General features: G+C 73.4%; 8 protein-coding genes. 6 read left to right on the forward strand and 2 right to left on the reverse strand.

The annotated features are described in order from the left end of the window. The first annotated feature begins 84 nt into the window (after window positions 1-84). The 3 genes from pabB to ABZ805_RS06945 all read left to right on the forward strand — a co-directional run bounded on the left by pabB (window position 85) and on the right by ABZ805_RS06945 (window position 3,691). Window positions 85-2,079 carry an aminodeoxychorismate synthase component I gene (gene pabB, locus ABZ805_RS06935; protein WP_358435519.1) on the forward strand — a complete coding sequence of 665 codons (1,995 nt, stop codon included), beginning with the start codon at window positions 85-87 and terminating at the stop codon, window positions 2,077-2,079. Between the two features lie 206 nt (window positions 2,080-2,285). Then, window positions 2,286-2,876 carry an isopentenyl-diphosphate Delta-isomerase gene (idi, locus tag ABZ805_RS06940; RefSeq protein ID WP_358435522.1) on the forward strand — a complete coding sequence of 197 codons (591 nt, stop codon included), beginning with the start codon at window positions 2,286-2,288 and terminating at the stop codon, window positions 2,874-2,876. A gap of 65 nt (window positions 2,877-2,941) precedes the next feature. Continuing rightward, window positions 2,942-3,691, forward strand: a complete 750-nt coding sequence (locus ABZ805_RS06945; protein WP_358435525.1) for an alpha/beta fold hydrolase — start codon at window positions 2,942-2,944, stop codon at window positions 3,689-3,691. A 17-nt stretch (window positions 3,692-3,708) separates the two neighbouring features. Here the strand turns inward: ABZ805_RS06945 and ABZ805_RS06950 are convergent, their stop codons facing one another. After that, the gene (locus ABZ805_RS06950; RefSeq protein ID WP_358435528.1) at window positions 3,709-6,549 is read right to left on the reverse strand and encodes a LuxR family transcriptional regulator; all 2,841 of its coding nucleotides are present in this window, start codon (window positions 6,547-6,549) and stop codon (window positions 3,709-3,711) included. 225 nt (window positions 6,550-6,774) lie between these two features. Between ABZ805_RS06950 and ABZ805_RS06955 the strand changes: the two genes are divergently transcribed. The 3 genes from ABZ805_RS06955 to mycP all read left to right on the forward strand — a co-directional run bounded on the left by ABZ805_RS06955 (window position 6,775) and on the right by mycP (window position 14,170). Then, window positions 6,775-9,555, forward strand: coding sequence for an AAA family ATPase (locus tag ABZ805_RS06955; protein ID WP_358435531.1), 2,781 nt, complete (start codon window positions 6,775-6,777; stop codon window positions 9,553-9,555). 296 nt (window positions 9,556-9,851) lie between these two features. Beyond that, a complete protein-coding gene (locus tag ABZ805_RS06960; protein ID WP_358435534.1) occupies window positions 9,852-12,887 on the forward strand; it encodes a hypothetical protein in 3,036 nt (1,011 codons plus the stop codon). Further along, window positions 12,884-14,170 carry a type VII secretion-associated serine protease mycosin gene (gene mycP / locus ABZ805_RS06965; RefSeq protein WP_358435537.1) on the forward strand — a complete coding sequence of 429 codons (1,287 nt, stop codon included), beginning with the start codon at window positions 12,884-12,886 and terminating at the stop codon, window positions 14,168-14,170. Before ABZ805_RS06960 ends, mycP begins: the two co-directional genes overlap by 4 nt. Before the next feature lie 360 nt (window positions 14,171-14,530). Here mycP and eccCa read toward each other — a convergent pair whose 3' ends face one another. After that, a complete protein-coding gene (eccCa, locus tag ABZ805_RS06970; protein WP_358435540.1) occupies window positions 14,531-18,514 on the reverse strand; it encodes a type VII secretion protein EccCa in 3,984 nt (1,327 codons plus the stop codon). Between the last annotated feature and the right edge of the window lie 92 nt (window positions 18,515-18,606).

Genomic DNA, 18,606 nt, shown 5'->3' on the forward strand with positions numbered 1-18,606 from the left:
GTCTGCCCGTCGCGCTGTGCGACCGGCCACCGGATGATGTCGACGGCCCTCCGGCGGTGGACGTGTCCGGGGGAGTATGTCCCGGTGCGGACGCTGCTGATCGACAACCACGACTCGTACACCTACAACCTGTTCCACCTGCTCACCGAGGTCAACGGGCGGGAACCGGAGGTGGTGGCGCACGACGCCGCCGAGGTGGGCGACCTCCGGTTGGAGGAGTTCGACGCGATCGTGCTGTCGCCGGGCGCGGGCGATCCGCGGCGGCCGCGGGACTTCGGGCTCTGCCGCGACGTGCTGTGCAAGGCGGAGCTGCCGATCCTGGGCGTGTGCCTCGGGCACCAGGGCATCGCGGTGTCCGAAGGCGCCGACGTGGTGCGCGCCCCGCAGGCCCGGCACGGGTTCCGCAGCCGCGTCGAGCACCGCGGTGATCCGCTGTTCGCGGGGATGCCCGCCGAGTTCGCGGCCGTGCGCTACCACTCGCTGTGCGTGGCCGAGCCGCTGCCGCCGCAGCTCGAACCGCTGGCCTGGGCCGAGGACGGGGTGCTGATGGCGCTGCGGCACCGCACGCTGCCGCGCTGGGGCGTGCAGTTCCACCCCGAGTCGGTGGCCACCGAGCTCGGCGCCCGGCTGCTGGCCAACTTCCGCGACCTGGCGCGACCCGCGAGCTGCCCGCCCGCGCCCGCCCGCGCGACGGTCCGCCGCGCCGCGCCGGAGGTCGACTACCGGGCGCACGTCCGCGAACTCCCCGCGGTCGACGCGGAGGCCGCGTTCGCCCGGCTGTTCGCCACGTCCCCGGACGCGTTCTGGCTGGACAGCGCGCAGGTGTTGCCGGGCACGTCCCGGTTCTCGTTCCTCGGCGACGGGTCGGGCCCGCTGGCCGAGACCGTCCGGCACCGCACCGGCGACGAGCCGTCGATCTTCGACCGGCTGGACGCGGAGCTGGCGCGGCGCCGGGTGCGGGCGCCGGAGCTGCCGTTCGACTTCGTCGGCGGCTACGTCGGCTACTTCGGGTACGAGCTGAAGGCCGAGTGCGGCGGCGACGCCCGGCACCGCGCGGACACGCCGGACGCCTGCTGGTTGTTCGCGGACCGGTTCCTCGCCGTGGACCACGAGCTCGGCCGCGCCCACCTCGTCGCGCTCAGCACCGGCGCAGGCACCGGGCGGGCCGCCGAGCGGTGGCTCGCGGACACCGCGACCGCGCTGGCCGAGCTGCCCGCCCCGCCCGACCCGCTCGCCGGGCACCGCGGCATCACCGACGCGCAGCCGCTGCTGGAGCGGTCCCGGGACGACTACCTGCGGGCCGTGGCCGAGTGCCGGGAGCAGCTGCTGGCGGGGGAGAGCTACGAGATCTGCCTGACCACCGGCGCCGCGCTGCCCGCCGACGGCGACGCGTTCGACGCTTACCGGCGGCTGCGCGCCCTGAACCCCGCGCCGTACGGGGCCTTCCTGCGCTGCGGCGACGTGGAGATCGCCGGGTCCTCGCCGGAGCGGTTCCTGAAGATCTCCGGCGGCACCGCCGAGGCCAAGCCGATCAAGGGCACCGCACCGCGCGGCGACACCCCGGAGCAGGACGCCGAGCTGCGCGCCGGGCTCGCGGCCGACCCGAAGTCCCGCGCCGAGAACCTCATGATCGTCGACCTGCTGCGCAACGATCTCGGACGGGTGTGCGCGCCGGGGTCGGTGCACGTGCCGGTGCTGATGGACGTGGAGAGCTACCGCACGGTCCACCAGCTGGTCTCCACGGTGCGCGGCGAGCTGCGGGACGGGCGCAGCGCGGTGGACTGCGTGCGCGCCTGCTTCCCCGCGGGTTCGATGACCGGCGCGCCCAAGCGCCGCACCATGGAGCTCATCGACGAGCTGGAGGACCGGGCGCGCGGGGTCTACTCCGGCGCCCTGGGCTACCTGAGCCTGACCGGGGACGCCGACCTCTCGGTGGTCATCCGGACCGCGGTGCGCCACGGCGGGAGCTGGCGGATCGGCGCGGGCGGGGCGGTGGTGCTCGACTCGGACCCCGAAGCCGAGCACGCCGAGATGCTGCTGAAGGCGGCCGCCGCGGCCCGCTGCCTGCCCGAGCCGTGACCGGCCGGCAGGTGCGGCCGTTCGGTCGAGGCGCCGCACCGCCCGCCGAGGCACGCTGTGCGGGCACCCGGCGGTCGCCGAACCACCCGGAGGAGTGACTGTGCGTGGTCCATCCGCCGCACGGGGTGGAGGCGCACCCCGGAACCGTGCATGATCGATTGTCGCGCCCGGGAACGGGCAGGCCCGCGAATGGGAGGACGAGGGACATGGAGCGAGTGGTTCTGCTCGACGAGGGAGGTCGGGCCGCGGGCACCGCGGACAAGGCGACGGTGCACCACGAGGACACCCCGCTGCACCTGGCCTTCTCCTGCTACCTGTTCAACGAGCGCGGCGAGCTGATGCTCACCCGCCGCGCGCTGGGCAAGCGCACCTGGCCCGGCGTGTGGACCAACACCTGCTGCGGGCACCCCGCGCCCGGCGAGACCCCGCACGACGCGGTGCTGCGCAGGCTCGGCGAGGAGCTCGGGCTGCACCTGGACCACATCGAGCTGGTGCTGCCCCGCTTCCGCTACCGCGCGGTGATGGGCAACGGCGTGGTGGAGAACGAGATGTGCCCGGTGTTCCGGGCGATCGCCGAGCCCGTGCCCGCGCCGAACCCCGCCGAGGTGGACGACACCCGCTGGGTGCCGTGGACCGGGCTCGTCGACGGCGTGCGGGACGGCAGCGCGGACATCTCGCCGTGGGCGGCGCTGCAGATCACCGAGCTCGCCGGGCTCGGCCCCGACCCGCTGGCCTGGCCGACCGGCGACGCGGCGGAGCTGCCGACCGCCGCCCGCGAGCCCATGAGCACCGCGTGATCGCCGACCGCGACCGCCCGGTTGGTAGCGTCGCCGCCGCACCCTGTGAACGCGCGGAGGATTCGATGACCGGGAGCAAGACGGACACCGCCAAGTGGATCCGGCGGTTCCAGCCCGCCCCGGAGGCGACCGCGCGGCTGGTGTGCTTCCCGCACGCGGGCGGCGCCGCCTCCTACTACTTCTCGGTGGCGAAGCGGCTGGCACCGGCGATCGAGGTGCTCGCCGTGCAGTACCCGGGCAGGCAGGACCGCCGCACCGAGCCGTGCGCGGAGAGCGTGCAGGAACTGGCCGAGCAGGTGTTCGCGCAGCTCGAACCGTGGCGCGCGGAGCCGCTCGCGCTGTTCGGGCACAGCATGGGCGCCAGCGTGGCCTTCGAGGTCGCCCGGCTGCTGGAGGCGTCGGGCGTGCAGCCGCGCGCGCTGTTCGCCTCCGGCCGCACCGCGCCGGCCCGCACCCGCGACGAAGGCGTGCACGCGCTGCCGGACGACGAGTTCCTGCAGGCGCTGCGGGAACTGGACGGCACCGAGTCGGCGGCGCTGGAGAGCCAGGAACTGATGCGGCTCGCGCTGCCCGCGCTGCGCGCCGACTACCGGATCGCCGAGACCTACGCGTACCGGCCGGGACCGCCGCTGCACTGCCCGCTGCACGTGCTGCTCGGCGTCGACGACCCGAAGGTCTCCGAGAACGAGGCCCGCGACTGGGTCGCGCACACCTCCGGCGGGTTCCGCTTCCACCCGTTCCCCGGCGGGCACTTCTACCTCAACGCCGAGTCCGACGGTGTGCTGCGCCTGATCCGGGAGCAGCTCGCCCGGTGATCGGGCGCCCGCGCTGATCAGCCGACCGCGGTCTTCTCCGCGAGCCTGCCCTCCAGCGAGGCCGTGGCCAGCTCGACCCGGGACCGGCAGCCGGTGCGGGCGAACAGCCGGGTCAGCCTGCTCTCCACCGTCTTCTCGCTGACCTGGATGGCCATCGCGATCTGCCGGTTGGTGTAGCCGTCGCTGACCAGCCGCACGATGCGGCTCTCGGTGCTGGAGATGAGCTGCTGCTTGCTGCGGGTGCGCGGCGGAGCGATGCCGCGGCGGCGCATCAGGTCCTGCGCGGCGTGGCGCAGTTCGGTCCAGCCGAGCCTGCGGGCGATCGAGTGCGCCTCGTACAGCGAGCCCTTCGGTTCGTCCCCGAGCTCGGCGAGCAGCATGTGCAGCACCGCCAGCTGCGGGACGTCCCCGCGGCGGTGGGCGATCTCCAGGGCGCGGGTGGCGGGTTCGGTGGTGCCGTGCAGCTGGGCGCGGGCCATCAGCACCGCGGCGGAACTGGTGCCGGAGCGCAGCCGCGCGTCCAGCGCGACCAGTTCGTCGAACAGCTCGGTCGCGGCCTGCACGTGGCCTTCCCGGTGGTGCAGCGCGACCAGGCGGTGCAGCAGGTGCTCCAGCCCGGCGGGGGAGCCGCCGCCGTCCCGGAGCTGCTCGTAGTCGGCGCGCGCGACCCGCAGCGCCTCGTCCCGGTCGCCCGCCCGGTAGGCGACGCCGAGCCGGGCCCAGGACAGCACGTGCCCGCCCGCCAGGTGCCGGGGCGTGTCCTGCAGCCATTCCTCGGCGCGCCGGTGCTCGCCGCGGGACGCGCAGATCTCGGCGGCGAGGGCGCGGGCGAGGAACCGGGCCGGGGTGCGCCGCTGCGGGGACAGCTCGGCCTCCATCCGGCGCGCCGCGGACAGCGCCACGTCCCATTCGCCGGTGCGGAACGCGCGCAGGATCTCCTGGTAGTACAGGACGCTGCCGCGCGAGGGCAGCCGGTAGCCGTCGCCGAGCACGATCTCCAGGGCGGTGGCGTGGTCGGTCATCGCCCCGGCCTCGCGCAGCAGGTCGTGCGCGTGGTCGACGGGGTGCTGCGTGCGGTCCCGCCACAGCGCCCAGGCGCGCTGGAAGGTGTCCGCGTCGCCGCTGGCCGCGTGCAGCAGCATCAGCACCTCGGGCAGTTCCGGCAGGTCCTTCGGTTCGGCTTCGCGGTCGCCGTCGCCGGCGAACAGCGCGTTGAACCGGCCGGCGGCCTCGTCGAACCGGCCGCAGCGGACGGCGGCGGCGAACTCCTGCAGCTCGGCGTCGAAGACGGCGCCGCCGGTGAGGGCCTTGAGCAGCCGGGCCGGTTCCTGCACCTGCGCGGACTGCTCGTCCTGCAGCAGCGTGGTGAGCCAGCACAACCCGACCGCCACCAGCAGGGTGCGGCGCAGCGGCTTGGCCTGGTCGTCCTGGTTGGACCCGGCGATCAGCGCGGGCACCAGCAGCCCGAGGTCCTTGGTGAGCTCGTCGTACTGGCCGAGGCTGGCGCGCAGCCGCAGCAGTTCCTCCAGCAGCGGCGGCCACCGGTCGTCGTCGTCGGAGAGCTGGCGCAGCGCGGCCTTGTACCAGGCGGCGGCGACTTCGGGGTCGGCGCCGGACATCCGGTCGGCCTCTTCGATGAGCACCCGGGTGGCGGCGGCCTCCCCGTCGAGGCTCTCGCCGATGTGCACCAGGTGGGTGGCCAGCCGGGTGCGGTCGACCTGCCCGTTGCGCTCCAGCTTGGCGAGCATCTGCCGGGCCAGCGCGGTGTGCAGCGCGCGGGCGCGTTCGGCCCCGGAGCGGCGGCGCAGCGCGGCGGTCAGCGCGGGCACCGCGAACCGCAGCCTGCCGTGCTCGCCGATCTCCAGGATGCCTTCCTCCACCAGGGAATCCAGTCCGCGGCCCGCGCCGTCCAGGCTGATCGCGGCGGCGGCGGTGAGCATCGGCAGCTCGTCCACCGACACCTCGTCCTGCAGCGCGAGGAGCACGGCGAGCCGTTCGGTGTCGTCCCCGTCGGCGACGACGGCGCGGACCAGGTGGTGCGATTCGGGCAGCGAGATCGGCTCGTCCAGCGGGGACAGGCAGAAGTGCTGGTCGATGAGCACCAGCCGGTTCCAGGCCAGCAGATCGTCCAATGTGGACAAGATGGTGGCGGGGTTCCCGCGCAGCGGCCCGAGCGCGGCGCGCAGCGCCTCCGGGACGGTGGGGTCGAGCCGGGTCCGGCCGTGGGCGGCGCACCAGCGCTTCAGCAGCGCGTCGAACTCCTGCTCGTCCAGCGGTTGCAGGTCGATGATCTTGTCGGCGAACGAGGTGAGCCGGGATTCCCCTGCGACGGCGCGAGGTCCGGAGCCGGAGGAGACGACCACCGCGCACCCGACGGCCCGCAGCCGCTGCGCCAGCAGCGAGATGATCGAGCCGGTGGTGTCGTCGCCGCGGTCCGCGTCGTCGACCACGATGATCGTCCGGCCCTGCTCGGCGGCGACGCCGAAGACGCGCGCGAGCTCGTGCACCAGCGGCAGCGCGGAGGACTGCGGGGCCTGCTCCAGGTCGGCGCGGATGCGGGTGGCGGTGGCGAGCGCGTCGAGCAGCACGGCGTGCCAGCTGGACTCCAGCTGCTGGCGGGCGGCGTCCAGCAGCGAGTCGATCACCTGCGGGGTGCCGGTGGCCGGGTCGACGGTGATGTAGCACACGGTGGCGTCGTCGCCGCGCCAGCTCTCGGCCAGTGACTCCAGCAGGGTGGTCTTGCCCTCGCCGGGACCGCCGCGCACCAGCACCAACGTCCCGCCGGCGGTGCGGCAGGCCTCATCGACCTCGGTCCACTGGTCTCGTCTGCCGGACAACGTCGAGCGTTCCCGCGCCATGGGGTCCTCTCCGCTTCACCTGGTGTGGTGGTGCTACATCGTCGAGGGGTTTTGATACTTTTGCACTAGCAGAGGATCAAGCGCTCGCCATCGAACACGCTTAGTGACCAATATTCCTTAACTCTCGCTATCGCGCTAGTAAAGGTGTCGCCCATTATGGTGAATGTATAGCACACCGTTACCAGTGGCTCAGGGCAGCGATCGAGCCGTGCGGAGGGAGTCACCGTGGCGGTACACACCTCAGCCGCATCATCGTCGATCGGCGAGCCGGGCGCGGAACCGATGTTCCGCGAAGGACTGCTGGACCAGGCCGCCACCGTCGGCGGTCCCGGCAGGCCTCCCCTCGCGCTGCTCGTGGGCGAGCCGGGCGCGGGCGGCAGCGCGGTGCTGACCGCCGCGGGCAGGCGCCTCGAAGCCGACGGCTGCCGGGTGCTGCGGCTGACCGCGTCGAAGCAGGACAAGCGCACCCCGTACGGCGCGCTCTACCGCCTGCTGTCCGAAGTGGACCGAGCCGCTCCGCCGGACCAGGAACGCGCTGCGCTGCTGGGATTGGTCGCCAAGCTCAGCCGCGGGGCCGGCTCGGACTCGCTGCGCGTCGCCGTCGAGCAGGTCGCGCTGTCCATCCGCAACGTGGTGCGGCACCTGCTGCCGGTCGTGGTGCTGGTGGACGAAGCGCAGTGGCTCGACCACGGCACGGCGGCGGTGCTGGAACCGCTGGCCAGGAGGATGGCCGGCGCCCGGTTCTCGGTGCTGCTGGCCGCGCGCGCCGATCCGGACGCCGCGCCGCTGGAACCGCTGTGGAATCGATTGTCGGCGCAAGGACTTCTGCGAGCGCTGCCGATTCGACCGTTCTCCAGAACTGAGAGCGGACAATTCATCGCCCGTTCCATCGGCGCGAAACCCAATGTTCACCTGATCGATGAGTTGTACGACATCGCACGTGGCAGGCCCGCGATGTTGCTCGCCGCGATCGACGCCTACCGCCGGGCCGACGCGCTCGTCGTCGTCGACCAGCACGCCTACCTGTTGCGCAAGCTCGGACCGGAGCTGCCGGTGGACGGCGCGCTGCTCGCCCAGGTCCGCGAGGCCGGGGACGCCGCCTGGTCGGTCGCGAAGGCGATGAGCCTGCTCGCCCCGCTCGGCCCGCACGCGGTCGACGTGCTGGCCGCGGCGCTCGGCCTCGCCGAGCGGGAGGTGCGCGAGGCGCTGGAAGCACTGGTGCAGCAACGCCTGCTCGCCCCGGACGGCGCGGGCTGGCGGTTCCGCGTCCCGCTGCTCGCCACCGCGCTGCAACGCGCCCTCGGCCCCTACGAGCACCGCAAGCTCGCCGCCGCCGCCGTCACCGCGATCTGGGCCGGTGCCGCGCAGGTCGCCGACCCGGCCTACCTGCCGGACCGGATGGCCGACGCCGGAACCCTGGTGGACGGGCGCCGCGCGGGCGAAGAGCTGATGGCGCACGCGGGGAACCGGCTGCTGGACCCGAACGTCGACGCCTCCCGCTGGCTGCGGGCCGTCGTCGAGCGGGTCGACGACCCGGTGCTGCGGATCGAGGCGCTGCGCAGGCACGTGATCGCCTGCCTGGTGCGCAACGACCTGCCCGAGGTGCTGCGCAGCTCCCGGCTGCTGGTGCGCCACCACGCGGGCGAGCTGTCCCCGCAGATCCTGCCGGGCACCGTGCTCGCCTACCTCATGGTGCTGGCCGCGATCGGCGAGCACGACGAGCTCCGGCGCATCGCGCAGGGCGAGCAGGCGGTCCCGGGCGGTGCCGCGCAGCGGATCGTGGCGCGCGCGTTCGCCACCGGCTGGCTCGGCGACTGGCTGGGCGGGGAGCGGCTGCTCGACGAGCACTCGACCGAACTGGCCGCGGCCGAACCGGTGCTGGGTCAGCAGGTCGACATCTACCGCACCGGATCCGCCGTGATGCAGGGCGACGTCGCCGAACTGCGCCGCTTCGGCACCGCGCTCGCCGAGGTCCCGCGCGGCGCGGAACCGCACTCGCAGTGGGTGGAGGCGATCCGGCACCACGTGGACCTGCTGCTGGCGCTCGGCGAGGCGCGCGAAGCGCGGCAGGTGATGGAGCGCGGCGGTCTCACCGAAGACCGGCTCGTGCTGCCCGACCGGTTCCTGCTGCACCACGCCCGCGGCGAGTGGACCAGCGCCATGGACATCGCCCGCCGCTGCATGTCCTCGCCGGTGCACGGGGTGCGGCCGTTCGCGTGGGCGACCATGCACGCGCTCGCGGCCCAGGTGCACATCGACTCCGGGATGCTCAGCCGGGCGCGGCGGCTGGTGGAGATGGGCAAGGACGGTCCGTTCGGCTACCTCTTCGACTTCACCGAATCGCTGGCGAGCCACGTGCTCGGTGAACTGCACCAGTCGCACGAGCACCTGCGGACGGCGATCGTCCGGGCGGACGAGGCCGGGTTCACCTTCGGCACCGACGTGGTGCTGGCCGAGCTCGCGCACCGGGCGCACACCTCCGGCAGCTTCGACGAGGCCGCGGGCGCGCTCCACCGGCTGGCGGAGGTCGCGGCGCGGCTCGGCACCGGCCGTGCCGAGCTGGCGCTCCTGCTGACCAGGGCCCGGCTGGAATCCGACGAGTCCGCCGCCGCGGCCGCCGTCGACCTGGCGCGGGAGCGGGGCGAGCCGTACGAGATGGCGGTGACCTTCAGCAAGCTCGCCGCGGGCGGCCACCGCCCCGCCGAGCTGCTGCCCGAGGCGTACCGGCTGGCGGGCGGGCTGGACGCGCTGCTGCTGCGCGCGCGGCTGCGGCACGTGATGCGGCAGAACGGCGTGCCGGTGCCGGACCGCGCCGCGACGACCTCGGAGAACGAGCGGCTGCTCGCGGTGCTGGTCGCCGAGGGCCTCAGCAACCGGCAGCTGGCGACGGTGTTCGCCACGACGGAGAAGAGCGTCGAGGGCAGGCTCACCCGGATGTTCGCCCGCATCGGCTACCGGTCGCGGGTGGAACTGGCCGCCGCGATGCTCACCGGTGACTTCGGGTGATCCACCGATATTGCCCGTTTCGTTCCGATCCGGTCCGCCGCGATCCTCCGATCGGTGCCCGCGCGGGACCGCCGTGGCTGGTCCCGAGTGGGGCGGGTCCGCCGTCGCGGGCGGTCCCATCAGCGGAAACGCATGTGTGGGTGGCGTTTCCCGCCTCGTGGGAGCGCAGGTGAGGGAATCCCCCTGGAACCCACAGCTCCGGATACCCCTGACAAGGTGGTCCGGTGGTCGCCGCGATACTCGATCGCTGAGGTGTCGCATCGAGTCGCGTACCGATGTGCTCGACGGGAGTGGAGATGCAGCAAGGTTCGGCAAGACCGTCGCTCGGCCCGCTGGTCGCCGAATGGTGCGGGGCGCACGTCCTCGTCCGCTGCGAGGGCGAAGATCCGGCTGAGCGCGCCTTCTTGGCCCACCTGCCGTCCGCGGCGAACGAGCTGTTCCTGTCCGCGTCGCGCGGTGCCTGCGCCGATCCCGAGCTGCTCCCGGCGCTGCCGGGGCTGCTGCGGCCGCTGCTGCGCGCCGCCGCGGCCGTGCCGCACGTGCTGTGGCTCGGCGTCAGCGGGCTCGCGGGTCGTGCGGACGACCTGACGAAGCTGGCCGTCGACCTGGAACTCGACGTGGTCGCCCCGGACGGCGCCGTCTCCGGCGAGTCCGGCACCACCGTGCACGCGGGCCGCGTCAGCGGCGGCACCGGCTGGTACCTGTTCCGGCCCGGCAGCAGGCCGTGGCTGTTCAGCACCCGGTACCCGATCCCGGCGTGGGAGCGCTGGGTCCCGATCCAGCCCGTCGCGAACCCGCAGCTGCTGGTGGACCCGGTTCCGGCCGGGCTGCTGGTGCGCGATCCGCGCAGTTCTTGGGCGGAGGTGCGGCGGGCCGCGGCGCGGGTTCCGGTCAGCGGCAAGGTGCCGAAGGTGCTGCTCGCCGGTCGGCCGCTGCCCGCGCCCGCCGAGGTCGCGCAGCTGCTGCAGGCGCTGCCCGAGTTCGTCCGCGCCTCCGTCGTCCTGATCCCGGTGGCCGCCGCGGCCGCCCGGCACGAGTGGCTGGTGGAGCTCTCCGCCCGGTTGTCCCGCCCGGTGGTGTTCAGCACCGGCGCGGAGTTCGCCGACGGGCCGCGCCGCCAGCCGGTGGCCGCCGTGCTGGACGAGGCGGGCGACGAGGTCTTCCGCCCGTTCGTCAGCGCGCTGCGCCAGCCCGCAGGCGCCGGGGACCAGCAGGTCGTGGACATCGCCGAGCCGCCCGCGGGCTGGCAGCGCTGCGGCCAGCGCACCTACCGCCCGGCGCAGGGTCCGACGGTGTTCGCCGAGGTCGTGCCGTCCGGGCTCGCGCTGCGCGATGAGCAGGGCGCGCCGCTGGTGGTCTCGCTGGCCGCCGCGGGTGCGTTCGACCCCGCGCGCTGGGTGCTGCACCTGGTCCCGGCGGACGGCGCGCTGTCCGAGGACGTGCTCGGCGGGCTGCGCCACCTGCTGGCGTCGCTCGACGAGAAGCGCCGCCGCACCGCGATCATCCGGGTGTGGGGTCCGCTGGACCACGGCCCGAACGCCGAGCTGCACGCGCTCGCGGAACCGTTCGGCGTTCCGGTGAGCAGCAACGGGCGGCCGGTCGAGCGGGACGCCGAGCAGGAGGCCGCCGAACTCCCGGCCGGAGCCGCGGGTACCGCCGCTCCGCCGGGTACCGCCGTGCCGCCGGGGGTCGCCGTACCTCCGGGTACCGCCGTGCCGCCGGGTGCCGCAGCTCCCGCGGTGCCGCCGGGTGTCGCGGGACCGGGTGTCGCGGGGCCGCCGGGTGCCGTGGCGCCAGGCCCGGCCGCCGCGCCGGATTCCGCCGCACAGCCCGGTTCCGCGGCTCCCGGTGGGGAACCGGGCACCGGGCGGCCGGACGCGGGCGAACCGGCCGCAGAGGCCGGCGGGACCGCCGAGGTGGACGAGGCCGCCGAGGCCGACGAGCAGCTCGACTGGAAGCCCGCCGCGCCGGTCGCCGCCCCGATCGCCACCGTCTCCGCCGCCCCGGTGCCGACCATGTCCGGGATGCCGCATCGGTCCACTGTGGACGAACCGTTGCAGGACGTGCCGATCTCGGAGCCGGCCGCGTCGGAACCGCCCGCCGAGCGGGTGCCCGACGAGCAGCCGGAACCCCCGGTGCCCGCCGAACCGCCCGCCGCCCCGCCCGCGGCCCCACCTGGCGCCCCGGAGGCGCCGCCGGTGGCGGAGCGGGAACCGGCACCGGAACCGCAGCCCGAGTCCGAAGTGGACTTCTCGCGCCCGGTGGTCGAGTCCGGCCGCCCGTCGGTCGAATCGGGCCCGCCGCAGGTGGAGTCCGCGCCGGACGCGCAGCTCGAACCCGAACCGGTCGTCGAGGACGCCGAGCTCGAGGATGCCGAGCTCGCCGAGGACGAGCCGGCGGAGGACGAGGCCGAGCAGGCCGAGCCCGGTGAGTCGGCCGCGCCGCTCACCCCGCGCGACCTGCGCGACAAGTCGAGCAGCGGCGGCGAGCAGAGCCGGTTCACCACGGCCGCCGGGCCGTCCTTCTCCGACGCGCTGGCGACGGTGAACGCGGCGATGGCCTCCTGGCCCTCGTTGCGCCAGGACGACTCGGCCGGCGCGAAGGCCGACTTCGTCGCGGTGTGCCTGTACCTGGGCCGCGGCGAGGGCGGTGCGGAGCAGGTCAACGAGGCCCTCCGCGGCGGTGTGCAGCCGGAGCTGGACGGGCACCTGCCGTGCCTGGTCTCGGGCATCCGGCGGTTGCCGACGCACCGGCGGCCGGTGCTGCGGCAGAGCGTGCTCAAGGGCACGGCGGAGGAGAACTCCACGCCCGGCACGCTGTTCGTGGAGCCCGGTTTCCTCAGCGCCAGCATGAACCTGGACGTGACGGTGCCGGGCGCGATGGTCGACGTGCTGATCTGGCCGCACCGGGCTCGCCGCACCTCGGAGCTCGCGCTGAACCGGCCGATGGACGAGGTGGTGTTCCTGGCGGGCACCCGGTTCAAGACGCTCGCGGTGCGCGACCTCGACGAGCAGGAGAACGAGGACGAGGCCGAGGAACGGGACGAGGACGCCATCGCGCCGCCGAAGATGGCGGTGCTGTTCCGCGAGATGGCCCCGGACGAGCGGGCCACCAGCACCGAGCTGGACGAGCGCGACCTCGCGGCGCTGAGCAAGCTGGACCGCGCCCTGGCCCGCCGCCAGCGCGGCACGTTGCGGATGCTCGAGGACTCGGACGCCATGGCGCGGCTGACCGGAACGATGGTCGAGACGGACCTGGCGACCGCGGGCGCTCCGCAGGAGGAGCGGCGGGACACGCTCATCACCACAGGAGGACAGGTGGGACACCCGTGACGCGGAGCTCGGTGCGCTCGGCGGCGGCCCTGCTGCTGGCGACCGGCATCGTCGCCGCTTCGGCCGCGCCCGCCGCGGCCCAGTCGTCGATCCCGTCGATGCCGACCGGCGAGCAGCCGTGCATCCAGCCGCCCACCACGCCCTACCCGGCGGAGCCGTGGGCGCAGCAGATCCTCGCGCCGGACCAGGTCTGGGACCTGACCCGCGGTGCCGGGGTGACGGTCGCGGTGGTGGACACCGGGGTGGACGCCGACACACCGCAGCTGGCCGCGCCGGGTTCGGTGCTGCCGGGGCGGAACGTGATCCCCGGCGAGTCCGGCAGCGCGGACGACGACTGCTTCGGGCACGGCACGTTCGTGGCGGGCATCATCGCCGCGGATCCGACCCCTGGCACGGGATTCGCCGGGATCGCCCCGGACGCCACGATCCTGCCGGTGCGGGTCGCGACCGGCCTGGAGGAGGAGACCGGCGACACCTTCGCGCCGGAGGCGCTGGCGCAGGGCATCCGGAGCTCGGTGGACCTGGGCGCCGACGTGATCAACGTGTCGGCGAGCACGAACTTCCCGAACCAGGCGCTGGCGGACGCGGTCCGCTACGCGGCCGATCGGGACGTGGTGGTGGTGGCGTCCGCGGCGAACGGGGCGCAGGAGGGCGACCCGGTCACCTACCCGGCCTCGTACCCGGGCGTGATCGCGGTGGGCGCGGTCGACGTCTCCGGGGCGCACGCGAACTTCTCGCAGACCGGCCCGTTCCTGTCCGTCGTCGCCCCCGGCGTCGACGTGATCAGCATCGGCCCGCACGGGCCGGGGCACTGGCAGGGCAGCGGCACCAGCTACGCGGCGCCGTTCGTGGCCGGGACGGCGGCGCTGATCCGCGCCTACCACCCGCACCTGACCGCCGCCCAGATCAAGCAGCGGATGGAGATCACCGCGAGCCACCCGCCGACCGAGATGCCGGACCCGGCGCTGGGCTGGGGGACGGTGAACGTGACGGCCGCGGTGACCTCGGTGGTGAGCGGCGAGGGCACGGACGGCGCGATCGTGGTGCCGCCGTCGCCCGCCGCGGCCTACCGGGTGCCGCCGGACGAGATCGGCCCGATGCTGGCGGTGCTGTTCACCGTGCTGGCCGCGGTCGGGGTGGCGCTGGCGGTGCTCACGGTGCGGCTGTCCACCTCCGGCCACCGCCGCGGCTGGCAGGCGCCGCGCACGATGCGCGTGGTCACCAAGGACAAGCCCGAGGACGCCGCGGAAGAGGCCCCCGCCGAACCCGCCGAAGCCAAGTAGCCCCACCCGCCGACGAAGAACGGCCCGCCCGACCGAGAACACCTCGATCGAGCGGGCCGTCCCCACATCCGCTCCGCCCGCCGGCACTGCCGTCGGCACAGCCGCCGATGAGCGGCCACCGACACCACCGGCACTCCACCGAAGTCCGAAACGGCGGGCTCGTCCTCAGCCGGTCAGCGGCGGAGCCGCTGAGCCGACGACCACCAGAGCAGCTTGCACCGCCGCGGGTTCTCAGCTGGTTCCTCGCGAGGACAGCGATTTCTCATGTGGCGGAGCCACCTGTGAAATCGATCCCGCAGCGAGGGAACAGCTGAGGTTCCGCCACCCGCCCCGAATACCAGGGCAGGCGGCGGAAAAACCTCAGTCCCGGGCCTTCTGCGCTCCTGGGACCAGGGGTGTCTGCACCAACCGGACCGTGCGGCGGCGGTTGATGTACTGCGCCCGCCCCGGGGGCAGCGTCCGCGGCTTGAGGTTGCCGAGGAACCGTTCGTCCTTCGGGCAGGACAGCAGCATCGCCGGCGTGCCGAGCTCCCACATCCGCCGGATGACCTGGTTGCTCATCGAGCGGCTGCCGCCGGAGGTGCTGCGCGCGAGGATCAGGTGCACGCCGACGTCGGCGCCGTGCGGCACCAGCGAGTTCAGCGGTTGCAGGATGCCCGCGCCCATGCCGCCTTCGGCGAGCTCGAAGTCGTCGATGATGATGAACAGCCGTCCGCCGTTCCACCAGTCGCGCTTCGGCAGCCTGCTCGGCGGGATCTCCGGTCCGGGGATCCGCTTCTCCAGGCCGCGCGCCGCGTTCGCGATGGAGGTGCCCAGCGCGTCCGCCCCGACGGCGTACTCGATCTGGTGCTCGGCCGGGACCGAGTCGTGCAGTTCGCGGCGGAAGTCGCCGAACATGATCCGGGCTTCGTTGGGGCCGTAGGTCGCGGCGATGGACCGGGCGATGTGCCGCAGCACGCTGGTCTTGCCGGACTCCGCGTCCCCGTAGATGAGCAGGTGCGGGGTGGTGTCGAAGTCGTACCACTGCACGTTGAGGCCGGTGTCCTCGATGCCCAGCGGCATCCGCAGTTCCTTGTCCCCACCGGGCCGGGTCGGCGCCGGGAGCTCGTCCACCGTGAGCGACATCGGCAGCATCCGCACCCGCGGCGCGACGGGCGCTTCGGGCAGGGCCAGCGATTCGGACAGCTCGGTGGTGGCGTCGGCGACGTCGTCGCTGCTGGGGTCGCCGTCGATGCGCGGCAGCGCCGCGAGGAAGTGCAGCCGGTCGGTGGTGATGCCGCGCCCGGGGATGTTGGGCACGGTCGCCGCGAGCCTGCTGTTGACCTCGGAGTCGACCGGGTCGCCGAGCCGCAGCTCGAACCGGGTGCCGAGCACGTCCCGCAGCCACGGCCGCATCTCCGCCCACCGGTTGGTGGCGATGAGCAGGTGGATGCCGAAGCTGAGCCCGCGCGCGGCGAGTTCGGTGAACCGGTCCTCGAGCTCCTCGAAGTCCTGCCGGATCGTGTACCACCCGTCGACGACGAGGAACACGTCGCCGTAGGGGTCCAGGTCGGTGAACCGGCCGGCCCGCCGCGCCTTGCGGTAGGTGGCCATCGAGTCGATGTTGTGCTCGGCGAACAGGGTCTCCCGCTTGGCGAGCAGGTTGGTGACCTCCAGGACGGTGCGGGTGACCCGGTCCTTGTCGAGGCGGTTCGCGAGGCTGCCGACGTGCGGCATCTTGCCCAGCGAGGCCAGGGTGCCACCGAAGTCCAGGCAGTAGAACTGCACTTCGGCCGCGCTGTGCGTCAGCGCCAGGGCGCTGATCATGGTGCGCAGCATGGTGCTCTTGCCGGTCTGCGGGCCGCCGACGACGGCCGCGTTGCCGCGGCTGCCGCTGAGGTCGGCGGTGAGCAGTTCGCGGCGCTGCTGCGCGGGCAGGTCGATGAGGCCGACCGGCACGTGCAGGTTCGCGGTCTGCAGGTCGCCCACCGGACGCGGCCCGAGCACCGGGTGGTCCACCAGCGGCGGCAGCAGCTGGTCGAGGGTGGGGGATTTCTTCAGCGGCGGCAGCCACACCTGGTGCGCCCGCGGGCCGATGTCGCGGAGCCGTTCGATGAGCACGTCGAGGACGGTCTGCGTCGGCTCGTCGGCGTCCGGTTCCGGTTCGGGTTCCGGTTCGGGCAGCTTCGCGGGTTCGATGTAATCGGTGCCGAACGCCACGACCTGCTGCTCGGCTTCGGCGCGGGTGCTGCGCTGGCGCTTCATCCGGTAGGTCCCGGAGACGAACGCGCCCTTGAACCGGGTCAGCGTGGTGGTGTCGGGTCGCAGGTAGCCGTTGCCGGGGCCGCTGGGCAGCTCGTAGGCGTCGGGCACGCCGAGGATGGAGCGGGACTCCATCGCGGAGAACGTGCGCAGACCGATCTTGTACGACAGGTGCGTCTCGATCTTGTGGATGCGGCCTTCGTCGAGCCGCTGCGAGGCGAGCAGCAGGTGCACGCCGAGGCTCCGGCCCAACCGGCCGATCATCGCGAACACGTCGACGAACTCGGGCTTGCTGGAGAGCATCTCGCTGAACTCGTCGACGACGATGAACAGCGCGGGCATCGGTTCCAGCTGCACGCCCTGCTGGCGCGCCGCTTCGTAGTCGCGCCGCGACGCGTAGTTGCCGGAGGCGCGCAGGTGCTCCTGGCGCCGGTTCATCTCGCCGGTCAGGGCGTCCTGCATCCGGTCGACGAGTTCGAGCTCGTCGACGAGGTTGGTGATGACCGCGGAAGTGTGCGGCAGCTGGTCGAAGCCGAGGAACGCCGCACCGCCCTTGAAGTCGACGAGCACGAAGTTGAGCTCTTCGGAGGTGTGCGTGGTGGCGAGCGCCGCGACGAGGGTCCGCAGCAGCTCGCTCTTGCCGGAACCGGTGGCGCCGATGCACAGGCCGTGCGGGCCGGAACCGTCCTCGGCGGACTCCTTGATGTCCAGTTCCAGCGGGGAACCGTTGGAGGCGATGCCGATCGGCACCCGCAGCCTGCGCTTCGCGGTCATCCGCTCGCGCCGGTACTTGGCGGGGGAGAAGGTGCGCACGTCGCCGAGGCCGAGGAGGCCGGCGAGCTCGTAATCGCCCGCGAGCGGCTCGTCGCTCTCGGCGACCGCTTCGCCGACCCGGTAGCGGGCCAGGGTGCGGGCGAGGGCGGCGACGCCGATGGTGCTCAGCGAGTCGGGGCGGCACAACGGGCTGCCCGCGGGTTTGCCGAGCCGGTCGAAGGTGACCGTGCTGACCTGCTCCGGTTCGACCTCCAGGAACAGCGCGTCCGCTTTCGACTGCCACGGCAGGGATTCGCCGACGTCGAGGACCACGGTGTTGCGGTAGCCCTCCTCACCGGCGCGGTGGTCGGTGGGCAGCTGCACGCCGTCGAGCACGATGACGACGAGCGGTTCGTTCGGGGTGACCGGGGTGTCGGCCTCGAAGCGGGGCCGGGAGGTGAAGTCCCCGCCGCCGAGCAGGTCCTCGACCTCGGTCATGGTCTCGCCGACGAGGCGGCGCGAACCGGCGGCGTCGCGGGAGTCGCCCTGGTTGTGCGGCAACCACTTCAGCCAGTCCCAGTCCTCGCGGCGCTGCTCGCTCGCGCACAGCGCGATCCGCACTTCGCCGGGGGCGTGCCCGGTGACGAGCTGGGCGAGCATGGCGCGGGACAGGCCGCGCACCGCCTCCTCGTCGCCGCGGAACCGGATTTGGCTGAACCCGCGCAGGTACACCGCGATCGGCGCGTTCGACAACGTCGTGTAGGCGCGCAGGAACCGGCGCAGCGCGTGCGCGGACAGCGGCTCCAGGTCTTCGATCGGCTTGCTGTCCGGCGGGACCAGCTTCGTCGCGGAGCGCTGTTTGCCGAGCCCGATCCGGACTTCGCCGAAGTCGTCGTGGGCGGGACGCCGTTCCCACAGCCGGTAGCCCAGCGCCAGCGACCACAGCGACCGCGGGTCCGGGTGGATCCAGCGGGCCGCCTTCTGCTGGCCGGTGAGCGCCTTGCGCACCTGGCGGCGCAACTGCCCCAGGTACCGGATGTAGTCGCGGCGGAACCCGTGCAGCTTCTGCTTGTGGTTGACCGAACTCCGCAGCAGCTGCACGAGGATCATGCCGACGGCGGAGCACATCATGATCCCGCCGCCGATGTAGGACAGCACCCCCGACCCCGGGCGCACGAACATCATGACCATGGCCAGCGAGCCGAGCCCCATCGGGGCGTACATCATGACGGAGCTGATCCCGCCACCGGTGTTCTCCGGAACCGCGGGCGGTTCCTGGATCTCAATCTCCTCGCTCGGTGAGGTCGGTTTCGGTCGGCGAGAACGCCGAGCGAACAGCACCGTGCTCACGTGCTCTCCCTTTGGTGAGTGGAATCCCCTGGATGTCCGCGGGGACGGACTGATCAGTAACGTCTGGGCCCGCAAGCGTTACGTTGCTGACC

The organism is Saccharopolyspora sp. NPDC047091, assembly GCF_040643635.1.
Taxonomy (GTDB): Bacteria; Actinomycetota; Actinomycetes; order Mycobacteriales; family Pseudonocardiaceae; genus Saccharopolyspora_C.

Excerpts from the sequence above, each read along its gene's own strand:
- idi (WP_358435522.1), top strand. The coding sequence starts at position 2,286 with ATGGAGCGAGTGGTTCTGCTCGACGAGGGAGGTCGGGCCGCGGGCACC.
- ABZ805_RS06945 (WP_358435525.1), top strand. The coding sequence starts at position 2,942 with ATGACCGGGAGCAAGACGGACACCGCCAAGTGGATCCGGCGGTTCCAG.
- ABZ805_RS06950 (WP_358435528.1), bottom strand. The coding sequence starts at position 6,549 with ATGGCGCGGGAACGCTCGACGTTGTCCGGCAGACGAGACCAGTGGACC.
- ABZ805_RS06960 (WP_358435534.1), top strand. The coding sequence starts at position 9,852 with ATGCAGCAAGGTTCGGCAAGACCGTCGCTCGGCCCGCTGGTCGCCGAA.